This window comes from Streptomyces sp. GQ60 (assembly GCF_059758875.1).
The window spans coordinates 55,450-73,156 of record NZ_JCAXEG010000011.1; the positions used below are offsets into that span (position 1 = coordinate 55,450).

Below are 17,707 nucleotides of genomic sequence, written 5' to 3' on the forward strand. Positions count from 1 at the left end.
GCGCGAAGTGAGGAGACGATCCGTCAGGACCGGTTGTCGGCAGTGTTGGTGGGGTGCCGGGCCCTGCTGACACCGGCCGCCGTCACGGCGCAGCTCACCGAAGCGCACGGCTCGCCGAAGCGCACGGCTCGCCAAGGGCTCTCCGGCGGACGGAGCCGGCCGTGTCTCCTGGCAGCTGCCCTGACCGCCAGAATCCTCCGTGATCCACTCTCTTGCGAAAAGTTGTCCACAGCTGTGGACAACTTTTCGGAACCGCCTAAGCCGGGGTCACCAGCCGGGTCTCGTACGCGAACACCGCCGCCTGCGTGCGGTCACGCAGTCCCAGCTTCACCAGGATCCGGCTCACGTGCGTCTTGATGGTGGACTCGGCGATGATCAGGCGATCCGCTATCTCCGCGTTGGACAGCCCCTGTGCGATCAGCACCAGCACCTCGGTCTCCCGCTCCGTCAGCTCCGAGACTCCCGTGGACCCCACCTGTGTCCGGGTCTCCGACAGCTTCGAGAACTCCGTGATCAGCCGCTTGGTCACGGAAGGGGCCAGCAGTGCCTCCCCGGCGGCCACCACCCTGACGCCATCGGCCAGTTGGCGGGCCGAGGCGTCCTTGAGGAGGAACCCGGAGGCGCCGGCCCGCAGCGCCTGGTACACGTACTCGTCGAGGTCGAAGGTCGTCAGGACCAGCACCTTCGCGTCCGTGTCGGCGGCCACGATCTCCCGTGTCGCCTCCAGGCCGTTCATCTCCGGCATCCGGATGTCCATCAGCACCACATCCGGCCTCAACGCCGCCACCTGGGCGACGGCCTCCCGCCCGTTCACCGCCTCCCCGGCCACTTCGATGCCGTCCATCGCGTTCAGCAGGACGGAGAAGCCCTCCCGGACCATCATCTGGTCGTCGACGATGAGGACCCTGATCGTCATGCCGGATCCTTCGCCGGTTCCGGGCGGCTGGTGGCCACGGGTATGAACACCGCCACCTCGAATCCCCCGGAGGCCCGCTCCCCGGCGGTCATCTCCCCTTCCAGCATGGCCACTCGCTCGCGCATCCCGGTGACCCCCTGCCCGGCCCCCGGCGAGGGCCGCACGTCCCCGGTGCCGGCGTCGTTGACGATGCGCAGGCCCAGCCCGCCCAGCACGTACGAGACCTCGACCGCCGCGGCGGCGCCCGGCGCGTGCCGCAGGGTGTTGCTCAGCGCCTCCTGGATGATCCGGTAGGCCGACAGCTCCACGCCCGGCGGCAGTTCGCGCACCGCGCCCGTCACGGTCTTGTCCACGCGCAGCCCAGCCTCCCGCACATTGGCCAGCAGCCCGTCCAGCGAGGCCAGCGTCGGCTGTGGAGCGTCCGGCGCCTCGTAGTCCGCGGAGCGGACGACACCCAGTACACGGCGCAGCTCGGTCAGGGCCGCGACCGCGTTCTCCCGGATGGTGACGAACGCCGCCTCCAGCTCCGGCGGCGGATTCTTCACCCGGTAGGGCGCGGCCTCCGCCTGGATGGCCACCACCGACATGTGGTGGGCGACCACGTCGTGGAGCTCCCGCGCGATCGTGGTCCGCTCCTCCAGCAGGGTGCGCCGGTCCCGCTCGACGGCCGTGACCTCCTGCTGCGCGGTGACTTCCCGCTCCGCCTGCTTGCGGATCGTGCGGATGCTCACCGCCAGCAGGGCGATCGCCGAAGCGAAGGCCATCGGGCCGACGTTGATGGCCTGGCCGTGGCCCTGTCCGAGCACGATGGACGTCCCGATGCCGATCGCCAGCGTGACCACCCACATCCAGCCGGCCGTCCGGGGACTGGTCCGCATCGCCACCAGGGTGACCGTCGCGAGGTACGAGAAGAAGGTGGCGGGGATCCATGGCCAGTTGGGATCGGAGCCGTTGACGACCGAGAAGACCAGGGTGACCGCCACCGCGACCCAGAAGGCCCCCAGCGGCCGCACCAGGGTCATCGCGATCGGGGTGGCCGCGAGCAGACCCATCACCAGGGAACCGGCCTGGGACAGGCCGGTGGTGATCGAGGTGAAGACCACCACGAGGAACGCGATCAGGCATATGGCCGCGTGCGGCAGGTGTGCGGCCTCCAGCCGTATCCGCTTCGGGAGCCGCCGGGTCAGCGGCCCGTCCGTGCGCATCGGAGGCAGTGGGCGGTAGGCGAAGGCGTCGGTGATCAGAGCCTGGCGCAGGCTCTGGATGAAGCCCGAAGCCAGCCGGATCTCTGGTGCCCGGGGGGTCGCCCCGGGGGTCGTCTCGGTCATGCTCCCCACGGTAGGCGGGCCCTGGCCTGGTCCGCGTCGCCGCTGAAGGGGATTTCCGGGGGTCCCTCTCAAGTACTACGAGGGCTGCTTCAGTAGCCCGTCGGACGGATCAGGCCCGTCTCGTACGCGAACACCGCCGCCTGTGTGCGGTCCCGCAGTCCCAGCTTCACCAGGATCCTTCCCACATGCGTTTTGACCGTCTGCTCGGCCAGGATCAGGTGCTCGGCGATCTCCGCGTTCGACATGCCCTGGGCGACCAGCGACAGGACCTCCGTCTCCCGGTCCGTCAGCTCGTCGATGCGCGCCTTCGAAGGCGCCCTCGGGGCCCCGAGCCTGGAGAACTCGGTGATCAGCCGCTTCGTGATGTTCGGTGCGAGGAGCGCCTCGCCGGCCGCGATCACGCGGACCGCCTCCGCAAGCTGATCGGCGGAGGCGTCCTTGAGGAGGAAGCCCGAGGCGCCGGCCCGCAGCGCCTCGTACACGTACTCGTCGAGGTCGAACGTGGTCAGCACCAGCACCTTCACCGTGGAGCCAGGGGTGCCCGTGATGAGGGACGTGGCCTCGATACCGCCCATGCCGGGCATCCGGATGTCCATCAGGACCACGTCCGGGGCCAGTTCGGCGACCCTGGCCACGGCCTCGGCGCCGTCGACGGCCTGACCGACGACCTCGATGTCGGGCTGGGCGTCGAGGAGCACGGTGAAGCCCTGGCGGACCATCATCTGGTCGTCGGCGATCATCACCTTGATCGGGGCAGCAGTCATGAGTCCTTCTTCTTCGTCTCGGGGACGGGGGACGGCCCGCCGCCCGGGGACACGGGATCCATCGGGAGCACGGCGCTCACCTCGTACCCTCCGTCGGGACGGGGGCCGGCGGCCAGCTCGCCCCCCAGCATGCCCGCTCGCTCCCGCATCCCCAGCAGCCCGTGCCCCGCTCCCATGGTCGGCGGGGCAGGCCGGTTGGGTGCGGTGTTGGCGATGCACAGGTGCACGTCGCGGGGCCCGTAGGCGATGCCGACCTCCACGCGGGAGCCGGGCGCGTGCCGCAGGCAGTTGCTCAGCGCCTCCTGCACGATCCGGTACGCCGTGAGTTCCACGCCCGGGGACAGCGGGCGTCGGATGCCCGCGATCTCGGTGGTGACCTCCAGTCCGGCCGCCCGCACGTTGTCCACGAGGCCGTCCAACTCGGCCAGGGTGGGCTGCGGATGGTGCGGGCCCGCGGCCTCGTCCGGGTTCTCGGAACGCAGCACCCCCAGGACGCGGCGCAGCTCCGTCAGGGCTTCCACGGCATTCGCGCGGATCCCGGCCAGATTCTCCTTGAGCTCCTCCGACGGGTTCTCCACGAGATGAGTGGCCACCTGCGCCTGGATGGAGATCACCGACATGTGGTGCGCGACGACGTCGTGCAGCTCCCGGGCGATCCGGCTGCGCTCCTCCAGCAGCGTGCGCCGGGCGCGCTCCTCCTCGGTGAGGGTCTCCTGCTGGACGAGCTGCGTCCGGGTCAGCCGCGTCGCGCGCAGGGCGTAGCCGAGGAGGCCGGTGAAGGAGAACAGGAGGATGGCCCCGGGGGTGCTGGTGCCGCTGTGCTCCGGCCTGAAGAGGGCCTCGGCCAGACCGGTGCAGGCGACGACGACGGTGACCGCCCCGAAGGTCACCCGGGGCGGCACCCGCAGGGACACCAGCAGCAGCACCGGGGCGAAGGCGAACAGCCCGGCGGGCATCCACGGCCAGTTCTGGCCCTGCCCGAGGTGTCCGTGGATCTGCCCGGCGACCAGACCCGCCGCGGCCAGGCCGAGCCAGTACCCGGCCGTCGGCCATCGCATCGCGATCACGATGGACCCGCCGACCACGGTCGCCAGCAACGGCCTGACGGAGCCGTTGACCCCGTAGGTGTTGCTGAGCTGCTCCTGGGTGACGGCGAAGAAGGCCACCGCCAGATAGAGGAGCACCACGTGCGGAAGCCAGGCCAGCCGACGCGGCCGCGACATCCTCGGGAGGGGATCGGCCTTCAGGTCCAACAGCCCCCGGGCCACGCTCCGCACCACGGCCGAAGCCCTGGCGGCAGAGCCTCCCGGTGCCCCGCCGGCCGCAGCCACGGCCGCGTGCTGTTCCGGGACCGGGTTGGGGGGCTCGCTCTGCTCGTTCACGTCGTTCAGCCTAGGCACGGAGGGACTCCTTGGCGGCGGCCACCGGGCCGGTGACGGTGACTCCCCTTTCATCGAACGGAGTTGAGGCGGTGCGGGCATTGGGGGAGGGGCTCCCCGGGGCCGGTGCGGACGAGGCGACGATCCGCGACGCGGTGGCCCGAGTCCCGGAGGATCCGCGCCGGGCCCGGCCCCGGGGGCGGCCGCCGACCTGCTCGTAGGTGTGGAAGGCGGCCCAGCAGACCGCCAGCGCGGCCGCGAACACGGGCAGCCAGAGCAGCCGGACGGCTATCCACTCCGCGGAGGCGGGCACGGTGTGCAGGCCGGGCAGATCGGTGGAGATCAGCAGCCCCAGGGCGGTGACGGCCATCATCGCGGTCTGGTGCCACAGGAAGACCGTCATGGCGGACAGGTTCACCAGAGCCACCTTCGCCCAGGCCCGCGGCCGGCTCATCACCCGGGCCAGCGGCTCCCGCAGCAGCAACGCCAGCCCGCACTGGGCCAGGCCGAACGCGACGGCGGCCAGCGTCGGCGGGTTAAGATTGGAGATCGCGGCTCCGGGGACGCCGACCATCGAGGCGGGGTACCCGCCCCAGAGGAGCAGGGCGGCCGTGGCGGCGATGCCGCCGCCCATCAGCAGGGCCGCCGGGGTGCGCCGGGCGAACGCGCCCCGCGACCAGGAGGCGCCCAGGGTGTAGGGCACCAGCCAGCCGGCTGCCACGTTGACCCAGCCGATCCATGCGGGCCCGCCGAACCCGAAGCGCCAGACATCGACGGTGGCCACCACGGCCAGTGGCCACAGCGGGCTGAGCCGGGCGACGAGCGGGGTCGCGGCCGTCAGCGCGGCGAAGACGAGGAGGAACCACAGGGGGGACAGGACGAGCTTGAGCAAGGTCCGGACGGTGTCCGCTCCGACGCCGCCGAGCAGCATGCCACCGGACGCGACGCCCCAGAGCACCAGGACGGCGGCGACAGGGCGGAACAGCCTGCCGAGCCGCCGGCCGACCCACCGCCCGTACGGAACTCCGCGGCCGCGCGCCGCCTCGTACCCCTGGGCCGCGACATGGCCGCCGACCAGGAAGAAGACCGCCAGGGTCTGGAACACCCAGGAGACCGGGGCCAGTCCGCTCATGTGGGCCAGCGGGCTGGTGGTGCTGAGGCCGCCGTCCGCACTGGTCAGTGCAGTGACCAGCCAGTGGCCGAGCACCACGCCGAGGATGGCGAAGGCCCGGAGCGCGTCCACGGCCCGGTCCCGGTGAGCGGGGGTTCCGGCGTCGATGCGGTCCGCGAGAACGGACCAGCGGGTCTGCGGTTCACGCACGCGCATGGGAGACCTCCGGAGCGGCGGGGACGGACGGGGCGAGGAGCGCGGTGCGGGACGAGGCGGAGGCGGAGGTAGAGACGGAGGTGGAGGTAGAGACGGAGGTGGAAGCGGGAGCCCGCTCCGTGGCAGGCCGCACCGCCGGGGACGCGCCGAGCACGATCCCGGCCAGGCTGTTCAGGGACTCCGTGCCCGGCTTGAGGTAGTCGCTGTGGCCGCCGGGGCCGGCCGCGAAGGGCAGGGCCCCGAAGGCGCGATCCACGGGATCGGTGCCGAAGCCGATCCCGCCGACACGGACGTGCGGGACGCCGGATATCCAGTCGTCGCCGCCCCGGCCGGCCCAGACGCGGGCCCGGGTCGGCAGTTCCGCGGCGGAGCCGGCCCCGGTGCCCGGACTCCCGAACAGCGCGATGTCGGTGACCTCGGAGCCTGTCCTGGTACGGGCGCAGACGACGGACCCGTAGGAGTGGCAGAGGAGTGAGAGACGGGCTTCCGGCGCGGCCAGCCGGGCCAACCGGGGGAGGAAGGAGCCGAGTCCGGCAGCGGCTTCGTCCGCACGGCCCGCGGTCAGCACGGCCGGGCTGACCGTGCCGGGGGTGTCGTACCCGAGCCAGGCGACCACGGCGGAGCGGGGGTGCTCGGCCCGGAGCCGCTGCTGGAGCGCGACGGCTCCGGCGCGGAACCTCTGGTAGGTGTCCAGCGTCGTGTCCGACCCGGGGACCAGGACCGCGACCCGGTCGGCGGTCTCCAGATCACCGAACACCTCTATCGCCCGGCCCCTGCCGCGCCCGTCGAAGGCGAGGAACCGGGCGCCGCCGCCCGCCTCCATCGCCCGCAGCTTCGCCGCGCGGCCGTCGCGGCCGGCGTTCTCGGCCGTACGGGCCGCCTCGGCGAGGTTGGCCAGGTGGGCGGCGTACCGGTCGGGGAGGGCGGCGCTCTCGCCGAGGACCGCCGGGGCCGGGGCGGGTACGTCCGGGGAGGCGGCGGCGGAGACGGGGAACACCACGGCCGCGGCGACGAGCCCGGACAGCAGCGTGCGACGCAGACGGCCGCTCCTGCGGCCGTCGGGACGTGCGGTGGGTCGGCGGCTCATGGGTCCGTTCCTTCTCTCGTGCCAGAGGGGCGGTGCTGCGTTCTTCTCTGGTCACGAAGTTAGGAATCGGGAGCCCTCGTCGGCGTCCCACTGGAGAGCCCACTTCCCAGGTAGCTCTCAGGTATGACAGGGGTTACTCAGGGGCCGGGCCGCGCCAGTTGGAACCGATGAAGCCGACCGGCCCGACGAAACCGACCGGCCCGACGAAACCGACTGGCCTCCCGCCCGCTCAGTCCGCCGCCAGCGATTCGGCGAACGGCTCCACGAGCGGTTCGACGAAGCCGGCGCGCCAGCGCGGGGCCGGGTCCTGGCCGGGGCTGGTCCAGTACTCCCGGGCGCCGGCGATCCGCCCGTTCCGTACGGTCCACAGGGAGACGGCGCGGTAGACGACGTGGTCCTGGGGTATCTCCACCTCGGTCACGACGAGATCACCGTCCGCGAGGATCCGGAGCACGTCGACGGATCTCTCGTCCGCGTAGTCGTCATCGCTGATGACGGCGATGAAGTTGTCGCGACCGACGATGCGTTCGCTGCTCACGGGCCACTCGATCACCGCGTCCTCGGCGATCAGCAGGGCCACTCCGTCCCAGTCGCGTGCCTCGATCCGCTCCCACAGTTGTGCCACTACCTTCAACGGCTCCATGTGCCGCAGTGTGCGGGGGGACCGTGGAATGCAACAAGCTTTGCTTGCAGGCTTATTGACTTCGAAATAATCAGCGTCGGTGGTACGTGAGCGGGAGGGCGGTACTGCCGTCGAGCTCCCGCACCAGGGTGCCGTTGGGGAGCAGCCGCAGCGTGCTGCGGCCGCCCGGCGAACACGACGGCGGCGTACCGGAGATCACCGTGGACGGGTCGAGCCCGACGCTGTCGGTGGTGGCGGAGCGCAGCGGCGCGGTCCAGGCGCAGCTCAGTCCGGGGGCCTGGAGGGTCAGGGACATGACGTTGGAGCCGGTCGTGCCGGGGGCGAGGGTGAGCTGCCAGCTCTGCCCGCCGTAGGTGGCCCGCCAGGTGCCGGCGTAGGCCTCGGGGAGCGTGGCCGGAGTGACGGAAGGGGCAGGAGCGGTGCCGTTGCCGGTGCCGGGTGACGTGGCTTCCGCGGTGCCCCGCGGGCCGGAGGAGCCGGCCGGGGCGGCGCCGGGGTTGGTGCCGGGGTTGGCCCGGGGCGCACCGTCGCCGGCCCCGCTCATGACGGCGTACACCGTCCCGCCCGCCGCCACGGCGACGACCGCGGCGACGGCGACGAGCAGCGCCGTGGAGACGGCCGCGGGCCGGGAGCGGGAGCCGGCGGCGGGTCGGGGGTCCGAGGAGGGCCCCGCCCCGAAGCCGGAGTCCGTCCCGGGCACGGGGGTGAGCGTCGGCGCGGGCGCGGGTACCGGGGCGACCGTGGCCGGGCCCGGTTCCCCCGAGGTGCGCTGGGCGGGCACGGTCACGGGCTCGGGCCGGTCCGGGCCGGCGTCCACGCGGTCCAGCAGGGCGATGGCGTGCTGCCCGAGCCGTGCGACGAGCGGTGCGGGCAGCCAGGGCTCCGAGGCGCCCTTCCGGTTCGCGGCGAGCCGTTCGAGGATCTCGGCGGGGGCGGGCCGGGCGGCCGGGTCCTTGCGCAGGCAATCGCGTACGACGTCCCGCAGTTCGGCCGGTACGCCGGCCAGGTCCGGTTCCGCTTCGGTGACGCGCAGCAGGAGCGCGGCGATGCCTCCGGGCTGGTCCGGGTCCCCGAAGGGCAGCCGGCCGGTGGCGGCGTAGGCGAGTACCGCGCCGAGGCCGAACACGTCGCAGGCCGGGGTCACGGGGGTCCCGTTGATCTGCTCGGGGGCGAGGAACCCGGGGGAACCGAGGAGTTCGCCGGTCTGGGTGAGCGCGGGGTCGGCGGTGGCCCCCAGGGCCCGGGCGATGCCGAAGTCGATGACGCGGGGGCCGTCGGCGGTGAGCAGGATGTTGCCGGGCTTCAGGTCCCGGTGGACGAGGCCGGCACGGTGGATGTCCTGGAGGGCGTACGAGAGCCCCTCGCCCAGAGTCCGTACGGAGCCGGCCGGCAGTGGGCCGAAGTCCCGGCCGACGGCCTGGCGCAGGCTCGGCCCGGCGATGTAGGCGGTGGCCAGCCAGGGGATCTCCGCGTCGGGGTCGGCGTCGAGGACGGCGACGGTCCAGTCCCCGCCGACGAGGCGGGCGGCGTCGGCCTCGCGGCGGAAGCGGGTGCGGAAGTCGGGGTGGGCGGCGAGGTGGGGGTGGATCAGCTTCACGGCGGCGGTGCGGGTGCCGGTGCGGGGGCGGGTGGTCGTGCGCGCGGCCGGGCCGGTGTGGGGGCCGGTTCCGGTGCCCGTGGCCATGCCCGTGGCCGTGTCCGAGCCGGGGACGTGGTCTTCGGCGCGGCCGAGGTAGACCTGCCCCATGCCGCCGGTTCCGAGGCGGGCGAGCAGGCGGTACGGGCCGATGCGCTCCGCGTCGCGCGGGTGCAGTTGTTCCATGACAGGTGGTCCTCCCCCTGGGACTCGCCGGAGGCCGACAATAGTGCCGTCGGGCGCGATGTCGGCTTCGGGGGTGGAGTTGCCGCAGGCCGGTCGCGGGGGCGGCCGAGGGCGCAGGGCGCGCGGCGTCCGGGGCACGACCGGCGCGGAGGTTCCACCAGGCGTACGGGCGCGGCGTGTTGGGGTTCTGCGCCGGTACGGGTCGCGCTACGGCACACCGCGGCGGCGGTGGCGTACCGGACTTGCTCGGCACCCGGGGCTGCGCGGTGCGGTGCGCGGCGCGGGAGCGTGTGCGTGTGCGGGTGCCGCGGGCTCGATGGCAGGACCTGGGGGGCGGGTCGGGTGGCCCAGTGGGCAGGGGTGGTTCTTAGGGGAGGGCGCGGCGTGTCCCTCGGATCAACCCGGTCCGGCCAGGTCAGGTCCGGATCAGACCGGGTCGTGCCGGGTCGCGCTGGGGCAGGCCGGATCAGACCGGGTCAAGGGTCAGGCTGGGTCAAGCCGGCCAGGCCAAGCCAGGTCAGGCCAGGCCAGGTCAAGCCAGGCCGGGTCAAGCCAGGTAGGGCCAGGGCAGGCCAGGGCAAGACGGGTCTGGCCGGATCAGATCGGGTCCGGGGGATGGCCCGCGTCGGCCGAAGGGCGCGCCCTAGGGGGTCGCGGAGTCGGGTGGGGGCGGGAGGGTGTCCAGGGCGGCGGACAGGCGTTCCAGGGCGCGGACCGCCTCGGCGAAGCCGTCTTCGCCGAGGGCTTCCGCGAGTCGGTTGGCCAGGGCGGCGTGGCCCGGGTCGATCCTGGCGACGGCTGCGAGGCCGGCGTCCGTGGGGCTCAGCAGCTTCGCTCGGCGGTGGGCCGGGTTCGGGACGTACTCGGCGAGGCCCTTGGTGACCAGTAGATCGGCGATGCGCTGCACGCTCTGCCGGGTGACGCCCATGGCACGGGCGATGCCGGCGACGGACAGCGGCTCGCGGAGCACGGCCCCCAGGACCTGCCACCAGGCTGCGGTCAGCCCTGCCGGGCGGGCCAGCTCCTCCGAGAAGGCGAGGAACTGGCCGTTGAGCCGGAACACCCCGAGGGCGGTGCGGCTCAGGAGGTCCTGCCGGCTGCGGAGGGAGCTCTGCCGGGGCGCCTTCCTTCCCGCCTCCAGGGGTTCCCCGTTCCCGGTCGGGGCGTCGCCCGCGCCCGCGTCCGCCTGTGCGCTGATGGCGGAGGGTGCCCTACGGGTCCCCCCGGAGCGGGCCAACGCGCCCGCTCCGGTGCCGTCGGCCGGTGCCGGCTGCCCGGGCTGCGGTGAGGTGCCGGCCGCCTCGGCCGCCTCGGCGCCGGGCCCCGTTCCCGGGGCTGTTCGCGGTCCCCGCCCGGAGGTGTCCACCGCGTCGGGGTGTGCCGTGGTGCCGTCGTCAGGCGGGGCCGCGGTTGCCCCGGAGCCGAAGGCTGCGCCCGGGGTCGGCCGCTGGGGTCGGGCGGGGGCGTCCCGCGTACCGCCGGGCTGCGCGGCTGCGAGGTCGGAGCGTCCGGCCCCGCTGCCGGTGCCGCTGCCGGTCCCGGAGCGGGGGGCCGTCCCCGTGGGCGTGCGGGGCGGGGAGGCGGGGGCCGCGGTCGGCGGCCGGAACGGCTCCGTCGGGTGGGGCCCGGCGGCCGGCCGGGGCGGGGGCTGGTCACGCATCGGTCGGGGCCGCCGCTGCCATCAGGACCGGGTACGCGCTCGCGTCCGAGTCGTGGAACAGGCGGTACCAGGCGTCGAGCACGTGCGGCTCGTACACCCCGAGGCGGGCGAACACCTCGCGGGCGAACGCCACCGGTTCCGTCGGGCCCGCCGTGATGAGGTCGCCGTCGGTGACCGCGTCGGCCTCGACGTAGTGGGCGGCGCCCGCGTAGCCCGGCTGGCTGCCGAGGTAGAAGGGGGCCGCGCTGGTGTGCGTACGCCCGTCCAGGACTCCGGCGCGGGCCAGCCCGGCCGTGGCTCCGCAGATCGCGGCGACCGGGACGCCGGCGGCCAGGAACTCCTCGGCCTTCGCCGCGAAGGGCGCCAGCTCGTCGCCCGCGTCCCACAGGCCGGCACCGGTCAGGACGAGGAGGGCGGAGTCCTCGGGGCGCAGGTCCGCCAGGGCCAGGTCGGGCTGGATGCGGAGGCCGCCCATGGTGGTGACGGGCTGTCCGGCGGTGATGCCGACCGTACGGACCTGGTAGCCGTGCTGGGTCAGGTGCGCGGTGGTGTGGCCCGTCTCCCAGTCGGCGTAGGTGTCGTACACCGCCACGTGGACCGTGGGGTGGGACTCCGTCTCCGCACGCGCCTTTGCACGCGTCTGGGTCTGGCTCTGCGTCTGGGCCTGCATCTGGGCCTGCGTCGGGGTCTCGCTCATCGTGCTCGCCTCCAGTGTCGCCGTCGTCGTCGCCGTGCGTGCGCTGGTCCGGGTCGGTCCGGGTCGGGGTCGGTCCGGGCCGGGTCGAGGTCGGACCGGATCCGGGTCGGTCCGGTGTGGTGCGCCGTGGCCGGGTCCGCCCTGGTCGGGCCTGGTCCCGTCCTGCCCGGTCCTGCCTCGTCCTGCCGCTGAGTGTCCGTCCGGACGCGTTCCCTCTATGACAACAGGCTGTCATGACGACAGTGTGCTGTCAATATCTCCCCAGACAGACTGCCGAGACCCGCCCCCCACCCGCATACAGACCGCCGATATCCCTCCCCACCTGCACACTTCTACGGTTGCGGCCATGACCCCTCACGTCACCTCGGGCGCCACCGTCAAGGCCGCCGACCGCGCTCACGTCTTCCACTCCTGGTCCGCCCAGGCCCTGATCGACCCGCTCGCCGTGGCCAGAGCCGAGGGGTCGCACTTCTGGGACTACGACGGCAAGCGCTACCTCGACTTCGCCTCCCAGCTGGTCAACACCAACATCGGCCACCAGCACCCCAAGGTCGTCGCCGCGATCCAGGAGCAGGCCGCCAGGCTCTGCACCCTGGCCCCCGGCTTCGCCGTCGACGTCCGCTCCGAGGCCGCACGCCTCATCGCGCAGCGGACCCCCGGTGACCTCGACAAGATCTTCTTCACCAACGGCGGCGCCGAGGCCGTGGAGAACGCCGTCCGCATGGCCCGGCTGCACACCGGCCGGCAGAAGGTGATGTCCACCTACCGCTCGTACCACGGCGCCACCTCCGCCGCGATCAACCTGACCGGCGACCCGCGCCGCTGGCCCTCCGACGCGGCGGCCGCCGGCGTCGTGCACTTCTGGGGACCGTTCCTCTACCGCTCGCCCTTCCACGCGACCACCGAGGCCGAGGAGTGCGCGCGCGCCCTCACCCACCTCGCCGACACCATCGCCTTCGAGGGCCCGGCGACGATCGCCGCGATCATCCTGGAGACGGTTCCCGGCACGGCCGGGATCATGACCCCGCCCCCCGGCTACCTGGCCGGCGTGCGCGAGCTCTGCGACCGCTACGGCATCGTCTTCATCCTGGACGAGGTCATGTCGGGATTCGGTCGGACCGGCAAGTGGTTCGCCGCCGAGCACTTCGACGTCACCCCCGACCTGATCACCTTCGCCAAGGGCGTCAACAGCGGCTACGTCCCGCTCGGCGGCGTCGCGATCTCCGGCGCGATCGCCGAGACCTTCGCCACGCGCCCCTACCCTGGCGGGCTGACCTACTCCGGGCACCCCCTCGCCTGCGCCGCCGCCGTCGCCACGATGAACGCCATGGAGGAGGAGGGCATCGTCGAGCACTCCGCCCACCTCGGCGAGAACGTGATCGGCCCGGCCCTCGCCGAGATCGCGGAGCGCCACCCCTCGGTCGGGGAGGTGCGCGGTCTGGGCACCTTCTGGGCCCTGGAACTCGTACGGGACGAGGAGACGCGCGAGCCGCTCGTTCCCTACAACGCCGCGGGCGCCGACAACGCGCCGATGGCCGAGTTCGGCGCGGCCTGCAAGGCCTCCGGCCTGTGGCCCTTCGTCAACATGAACCGCACCCACGTCGTCCCCCCGTGCAACATCACGGAAGCGGACGCGAAGGAGGGCCTGGCCCTGCTGGACGACGCGCTGACCGTCGCCGACCGGCATGTTTCGGCCTGACCGAGGCCTCGTCGACGCCTGACCGGGCTTCACCGAGCCTTCCCGGCACCCCCGGGGCCGAGGCCTGGGGGTGTGCCGGACGGGACGCGAGCAGGCGCCGAACAGGCTCCGAGCAGCGAGGACGACCCTGCGCGGGTGCTCTGGGAGGGACCCGCGCAGGGTCAAACGATCAAGAAGAGAAGTGCGGCCCGTCCGGATAACGGGCGCTAAATCCATATAGCGGCCACAAACCGATCGGTTTCGGCCGCGCTGCCTGGCCTAAGGTGTCCGAAGCCCACAGATGGAGACGGACCCCTATGCCAGGCAGCGGCGCTGTCACCCGCAACACACTTCGCCAGCAGATCGCGGACGCGCTGCGTGACGAGGTGCTCGCGGGGCGCCTGGCGGCCGGGAGCGAGTTCACCGTCAAACAGATCGCCGAGAAGTACGAAGTCTCCGCGACCCCCGTCCGCGAGGCCCTCGTCGATCTCTCCGCGCAAGGCCTGCTCGACTCCGTCCAGCACCGCGGCTTCCGCGTCCGAGTCTTCTCCGTGGACGATTTCCGGGGCATGATCGAGGCTCGTACGTTGATCGTGGAAGGCATCTTCCGCAGGCTCGTGGAACGCGGCACCGCCCCCGGCTCCGGGGAACGGCTCGTCTCGGTGCGCCGCCGGGCGGAGGAGGCCCGGCGGGCGGCGCTGAACGGCTCGCTCGAAGTGCTGATCGGCTACGACCTGCGCTTCTGGAGGGAGCTGAGCGGGCTGGTCGGCAACATTTACATCTCCGAGTTCCTGCACCGGATCCGGGTGCAGTGCTGGGTGTTCGCCGTGCCCTACTTGAAGGCGCAGCCGGACATGCGCTCCGGCCTGTGGTCCGGGCACAACGAACTGATGGACGCGGTGACCCGCGGGGACGCCGAGGAGGTACGACGCCTCGTGCACGCGTACAACCAGCACGGTCTCGACTGGGCCGCGGGCCTGAAGGCGGCCGGCGCATGAGCGGCGAGAGCGCCGTGAGCGCCGTGAGCGCCGACCAGGAGGCGCAGGACCCGGCCGGCACGCCCTGGCTCGGCGCCGTCGGGCTGTCCGTCGTCATCCCCGCTCCGGTGCCGGAGCAGACCCTCACCGCCCTGCGCGACCACCTCGACGCCCACCGCGGCACCGGTCCCGGCGCCTGGGAACTCATCGTGGTCACCGACGGGGCGGCCGCCCCGACGGCGGCAGCTGTCGCCGAGGCGGAACCCCGGATCCGGCTGATCCGCCTCGGCGACGGCGGCGACGGCGGGGACGGCGGGGACCGAGACGACAGCGGCGACAGCGGCGACAGCGGCAACGACCGCCGGGGCAGCAGCGGCAAGGGCGCCGCCCTGCGGGCCGGAGTGCTCGCCTCCGCCGGCGACCGGGTGCTCCTCACCGACGCCTCCCTCGGCACCCCGCTCGACGAGCTGGCCCGCCTCGAAGAGGTCATGGCCCCGGGCACGGACGACGCACAGCCCGCCGTGGTCCTGGGCCGCTCCCGGAACCGCCTCGTCCGCACCCTCGGCATCCCCGGCATACCGGGATTCCGCGCCGACACCTGTGCCTTCGCCCTCTTCGACGGAGACCGCGCCCGGGCCGCCTTCGGCGCCTCCAAGCTCGACGGACCGGCCATCGACGCCGAGGTCCTGCGCTGGGTCCGCCGCCAGGGCTGGCACGTGGCCGAGGTCGAACTCCCGGCGCGCCGCGCCGACGCCCCGGGCGCCCAGGCCAAAACCCAGGCCAAAACCCAGGCCAAGGCCGTGGCCCCGGCCCCGCGCCCCGACCGCCGCCGCGCACTCGGCGACCTGTTCCGCCTCAACGCCGGCGGCCTCGCCGTGGCCGCCGCCTTCCTCGCGCTCTCCCTCTACGTCTTCCACGGCCTGTGGGCGGACCTCGACGGCGCCTACCTCGCGGACGCGCTCCAGGACCAGAACCAGTGGGAGTGGTTCGTCGGCGTCACCACCGACAACGTCACCCACCTCCGCAACCCGCTCTTCACCTTCTCCCAGGGCATGCCGGACGGCGTGAACCTGATGGCCAACGCCACGATGCTCGGCCTGAACGTCCCGCTGATCCCGGTCACGCTGCTCTTCGGGGAGACCGTCACCTTCGCGCTGGTCCTCACGCTCGGCATGGCCGCCAGCGCGTGGACCTGGTACTGGCTGATCCGCCGCCGGTTCGTGCGCAGCCGCTGGGCCGCCGCCGCGGGCGGGGCGCTCGCCGCGTTCGCGCCGCCGATGGTCTCGCACGCCAACGGCCATCCGAACTTCGTCGTCCTCTTCATGCTCCCGCTGATCGTCGACCGGGCCCTGCGCCTGTGCGAGGGCCGGCGCGAAGGCCACAGTGTGACGCGTGACGGGGTACTGCTCGGGCTCTTCGCGACGTACCAGATCTTCATCGGCGAGGAGCCGCTGCTCATCGCCGCGCTCGGCATGCTGGTCTTCTGCTTCGCCTACCTCCTCGTCGCCCCCCGCCGGGCCCTCGCGGCCGCGCGGCCGCTGGGCTCCGGCCTGGCCGTCGCGCTCGCCGTATGCCTGCCGCTGCTGGCCGTACCGCTCTACTGGCAGTTCTTCGGCCCGCAGAGCTACCACTCGGTGCTGCACGGGGACAACGCCGGGAACAGCCCGCGCGCCCTGATCGAGTACGCCTCCCGCTCCCTCTTCGGCGACCCCGAGACGGCCGGGAAGCTCTCGCTGAACACCACCGAGCAGAACGCCTTCTACGGATGGCCCCTGCTCGCCTTCGGCGCCGCCGTGTGCGTCTGGCTGTGGCGCAGCAGGGCGGTGCGGGCCCTCGCGATCACCGGCTTCGTCGCGCTCCTGCTGTCCCTCGGGCCCTGGGTGCCGGTGCCCCGTACGGAGATCGTGCTGCCGGGCCCCTGGCGGCTGATGATCAAGCTGCCGCTCTTCGAGTCGGTGATCGAGGGGCGCGTGGCGATGGTGTGCGCCCCCATCCTGGGCATCCTGCTCGCCCTCGCGCTCGACCGGATCCTCCGGCTCCGCACGCGCGAGCTGCGCACGCTGGGCCTGCTGGGGGCGGCGGCCGCGGTGATCCCCGTCCTGCCGCTGCCGCTGACCGTACGGGACCGCGCGCCGGTGCCCGCGTTCATCACTTCCGGGGACTGGAAGGGCTACGTCAAGGACGGGGAGGCACTCGTTCCGGTACCGCTGCCGGACCCGGGCCAGGCGGACGCGCTGCACTGGCAGGTCGAGGCGGACTTCGGCTTCCGGCTGGCCGGCGGCTACTTCAACGGCCCGTGGGGACCCGACCGCATCGGCATCTACGGGGCCACCCCGCGCCACCTCTCCAACCTCCTGCGCGACGTCCGCTACGGCGCGCAGCCGCCCGAGGTCGACGCCGGCTGGCGGACGCAGGCCCGCCACGACCTGGAGTACTGGAAGGCCGGCGCGGTGGTCCTGCCCTTCCAGGACCGGGACACCGAGCTGCGGGATCTGATCACCGGGCTGCTGGGCCGCGAGCCGGAGCAGGTGCGCGACGTATGGGTCTGGAGGGTGGGCCCGGGGGAGCCGTAGGCGCGGATCCAGCGCGGATCCGGCGCCGGATCGGGGCGCGGATCCGCCGCCGGATCCCCGTCTGCCGCTCCTTCGGGTCTGCCCACCCCTTCGCTGAGCGTGTCCGGCGCACTACGCTGGCCCGATCGGCGACAACGACTGATCGGAGGCCGAGTGGCCTGTGACCTGTGGCTGGTCCCCCTTGTCGACGTGCTGTGCCACAGCCCCGACAACCCCTTCGCGGAAGAGATCGCCTCGTACGACAAGGCGTTGGGCGAGGCCGGACTGCCGTCCGTGCCGGTGTTCGCGTACATGCCGGGACTTTCCGGGGACGTCGCCCCGGTGGCCGGTTTCGACTACGACGCCCTGCACTTCCTGCGGCGGGCGTACCTGCTCCAGATCTGCGGGCTGCCGGTGACGCCGGTGGACGAGCTGGGCGGGGACTACGAGCAACTGCTGGAGATGTTCGAGCCGACGGCGCAGCAGTCGCACCTGGTGTGGCACTACGACCACGCGGGGGCCTACGTCCCCGTGGACTTCGCGTACCCGCTGGCCAACGAGGAACTGCTGGCCGGGGGCGGACCGCTGGGGTCGGCGCAGGGGCTGCTGCGCGAGCTGGCGCTGGTGGCTCCCGCGATCGGGATAGACCCCGGGAACCCGCCGCTGGCACCGGCGCCACCGGGGCGTCCGACCGCACTGGAGGAGCCCGCCGGGCCGATCCCGTACGACGACAGCCCCTTCGCGCGGGAGCGGCACGTGTGGCTGGGTCTGCACGCGGCGGCGACGCGGAGCCTCGGCCAGGGCTCGATGATCATCTTCAGCTGACCCGGTCCGCAGGGGGTGGGCCGGCTCCGCCGCACGGAGCCGGCCCCGCCCC

General features: G+C 73.2%; 14 protein-coding genes. 4 read left to right on the forward strand and 10 right to left on the reverse strand.

From position 1 onward, the window contains the following. Positions 1–256: 256 nt before the first annotated feature. The 10 genes from AC6CKD_RS25430 to AC6CKD_RS25475 all read right to left on the reverse strand — a co-directional run bounded on the left by AC6CKD_RS25430 (position 257) and on the right by AC6CKD_RS25475 (position 11,596). Positions 257–916 carry a response regulator gene (locus AC6CKD_RS25430; RefSeq protein WP_498330196.1) on the reverse strand — a complete coding sequence of 220 codons (660 nt, stop codon included), beginning with the start codon at positions 914–916 and terminating at the stop codon, positions 257–259. Continuing rightward, on the reverse strand, positions 913–2,244 hold the full coding sequence (locus tag AC6CKD_RS25435) for a sensor histidine kinase (protein ID WP_498330197.1): 1,332 nt from the start codon (positions 2,242–2,244) through the stop codon (positions 913–915). The genes AC6CKD_RS25430 and AC6CKD_RS25435 overlap by 4 nt, the downstream gene beginning before the upstream one ends. 89 nt (positions 2,245–2,333) lie before the next feature. Continuing rightward, on the reverse strand, positions 2,334–3,008 hold the full coding sequence (locus tag AC6CKD_RS25440; protein ID WP_498330198.1) for a response regulator: 675 nt from the start codon (positions 3,006–3,008) through the stop codon (positions 2,334–2,336). Beyond that, complete coding sequence (locus tag AC6CKD_RS25445) at positions 3,005–4,408, reverse strand: sensor histidine kinase (RefSeq protein ID WP_498330200.1); 1,404 nt, start codon at positions 4,406–4,408, stop codon at positions 3,005–3,007. The genes AC6CKD_RS25440 and AC6CKD_RS25445 overlap by 4 nt, the downstream gene beginning before the upstream one ends. Next, positions 4,401–5,714, reverse strand: a complete 1,314-nt coding sequence (locus AC6CKD_RS25450; protein ID WP_498330202.1) for an acyltransferase family protein — start codon at positions 5,712–5,714, stop codon at positions 4,401–4,403. The genes AC6CKD_RS25445 and AC6CKD_RS25450 overlap by 8 nt, the downstream gene beginning before the upstream one ends. Beyond that, entirely contained in the window at positions 5,701–6,801 is a 1,101-nt protein-coding gene (locus tag AC6CKD_RS25455) for an alpha/beta hydrolase (protein WP_498330203.1), read from the reverse strand. Before AC6CKD_RS25455 ends, AC6CKD_RS25450 begins: the two co-directional genes overlap by 14 nt. Before the next feature lie 229 nt (positions 6,802–7,030). Next, positions 7,031–7,444, reverse strand: a complete 414-nt coding sequence (locus tag AC6CKD_RS25460) for a nuclear transport factor 2 family protein (RefSeq protein ID WP_498330205.1) — start codon at positions 7,442–7,444, stop codon at positions 7,031–7,033. A 70-nt stretch (positions 7,445–7,514) separates the two neighbouring features. After that, positions 7,515–9,266: a serine/threonine-protein kinase gene (locus tag AC6CKD_RS25465; RefSeq protein ID WP_498330206.1), complete on the reverse strand. Its 1,752-nt coding sequence runs from the start codon at positions 9,264–9,266 to the stop codon at positions 7,515–7,517. A gap of 643 nt (positions 9,267–9,909) precedes the next feature. Next, positions 9,910–10,407: a MarR family winged helix-turn-helix transcriptional regulator gene (locus AC6CKD_RS25470; RefSeq protein ID WP_498330492.1), complete on the reverse strand. Its 498-nt coding sequence runs from the start codon at positions 10,405–10,407 to the stop codon at positions 9,910–9,912. A gap of 511 nt (positions 10,408–10,918) precedes the next feature. Next, entirely contained in the window at positions 10,919–11,596 is a 678-nt protein-coding gene (locus AC6CKD_RS25475; protein ID WP_498330493.1) for a type 1 glutamine amidotransferase family protein, read from the reverse strand. Positions 11,597–11,969: 373 nt separating this feature from the next. Here AC6CKD_RS25475 and AC6CKD_RS25480 point away from each other — a divergent pair, with 373 nt between their 5' ends. The 4 genes from AC6CKD_RS25480 (at position 11,970) to AC6CKD_RS25495 (ending at position 17,655) form a co-directional block, all read left to right on the forward strand. Then, a complete protein-coding gene (locus AC6CKD_RS25480) occupies positions 11,970–13,322 on the forward strand; it encodes an aspartate aminotransferase family protein (protein ID WP_498330208.1) in 1,353 nt (450 codons plus the stop codon). A 296-nt stretch (positions 13,323–13,618) separates the two neighbouring features. Then, a complete protein-coding gene (locus AC6CKD_RS25485) occupies positions 13,619–14,299 on the forward strand; it encodes a GntR family transcriptional regulator (protein ID WP_498330210.1) in 681 nt (226 codons plus the stop codon). Beyond that, entirely contained in the window at positions 14,296–16,851 is a 2,556-nt protein-coding gene (locus AC6CKD_RS25490; protein ID WP_498330212.1) for a glycosyltransferase family protein, read from the forward strand. Before AC6CKD_RS25485 ends, AC6CKD_RS25490 begins: the two co-directional genes overlap by 4 nt. Positions 16,852–17,004: 153 nt before the next feature. Further along, on the forward strand, positions 17,005–17,655 hold the full coding sequence (locus AC6CKD_RS25495; protein ID WP_498330213.1) for a putative DNA-mimic protein: 651 nt from the start codon (positions 17,005–17,007) through the stop codon (positions 17,653–17,655). Positions 17,656–17,707: the final 52 nt, after the last annotated feature.

Excerpts from the sequence above, each read along its gene's own strand:
- AC6CKD_RS25475 (WP_498330493.1), bottom strand. The coding sequence starts at position 11,596 with ATGCAGGCCCAGACGCAGAGCCAGACCCAGACGCGTGCAAAGGCGCGT.
- AC6CKD_RS25450 (WP_498330202.1), bottom strand. The coding sequence starts at position 5,714 with ATGCGCGTGCGTGAACCGCAGACCCGCTGGTCCGTTCTCGCGGACCGC.
- AC6CKD_RS25480 (WP_498330208.1), top strand. The coding sequence starts at position 11,970 with ATGACCCCTCACGTCACCTCGGGCGCCACCGTCAAGGCCGCCGACCGC.
- AC6CKD_RS25465 (WP_498330206.1), bottom strand. The coding sequence starts at position 9,266 with ATGGAACAACTGCACCCGCGCGACGCGGAGCGCATCGGCCCGTACCGC.
- AC6CKD_RS25490 (WP_498330212.1), top strand. The coding sequence starts at position 14,296 with ATGAGCGGCGAGAGCGCCGTGAGCGCCGTGAGCGCCGACCAGGAGGCG.
- AC6CKD_RS25460 (WP_498330205.1), bottom strand. The coding sequence starts at position 7,444 with ATGGAGCCGTTGAAGGTAGTGGCACAACTGTGGGAGCGGATCGAGGCA.
- AC6CKD_RS25435 (WP_498330197.1), bottom strand. The coding sequence starts at position 2,244 with ATGACCGAGACGACCCCCGGGGCGACCCCCCGGGCACCAGAGATCCGG.
- AC6CKD_RS25455 (WP_498330203.1), bottom strand. The coding sequence starts at position 6,801 with ATGAGCCGCCGACCCACCGCACGTCCCGACGGCCGCAGGAGCGGCCGT.
- AC6CKD_RS25440 (WP_498330198.1), bottom strand. The coding sequence starts at position 3,008 with ATGACTGCTGCCCCGATCAAGGTGATGATCGCCGACGACCAGATGATG.
- AC6CKD_RS25485 (WP_498330210.1), top strand. The coding sequence starts at position 13,619 with ATGCCAGGCAGCGGCGCTGTCACCCGCAACACACTTCGCCAGCAGATC.
- AC6CKD_RS25430 (WP_498330196.1), bottom strand. The coding sequence starts at position 916 with ATGACGATCAGGGTCCTCATCGTCGACGACCAGATGATGGTCCGGGAG.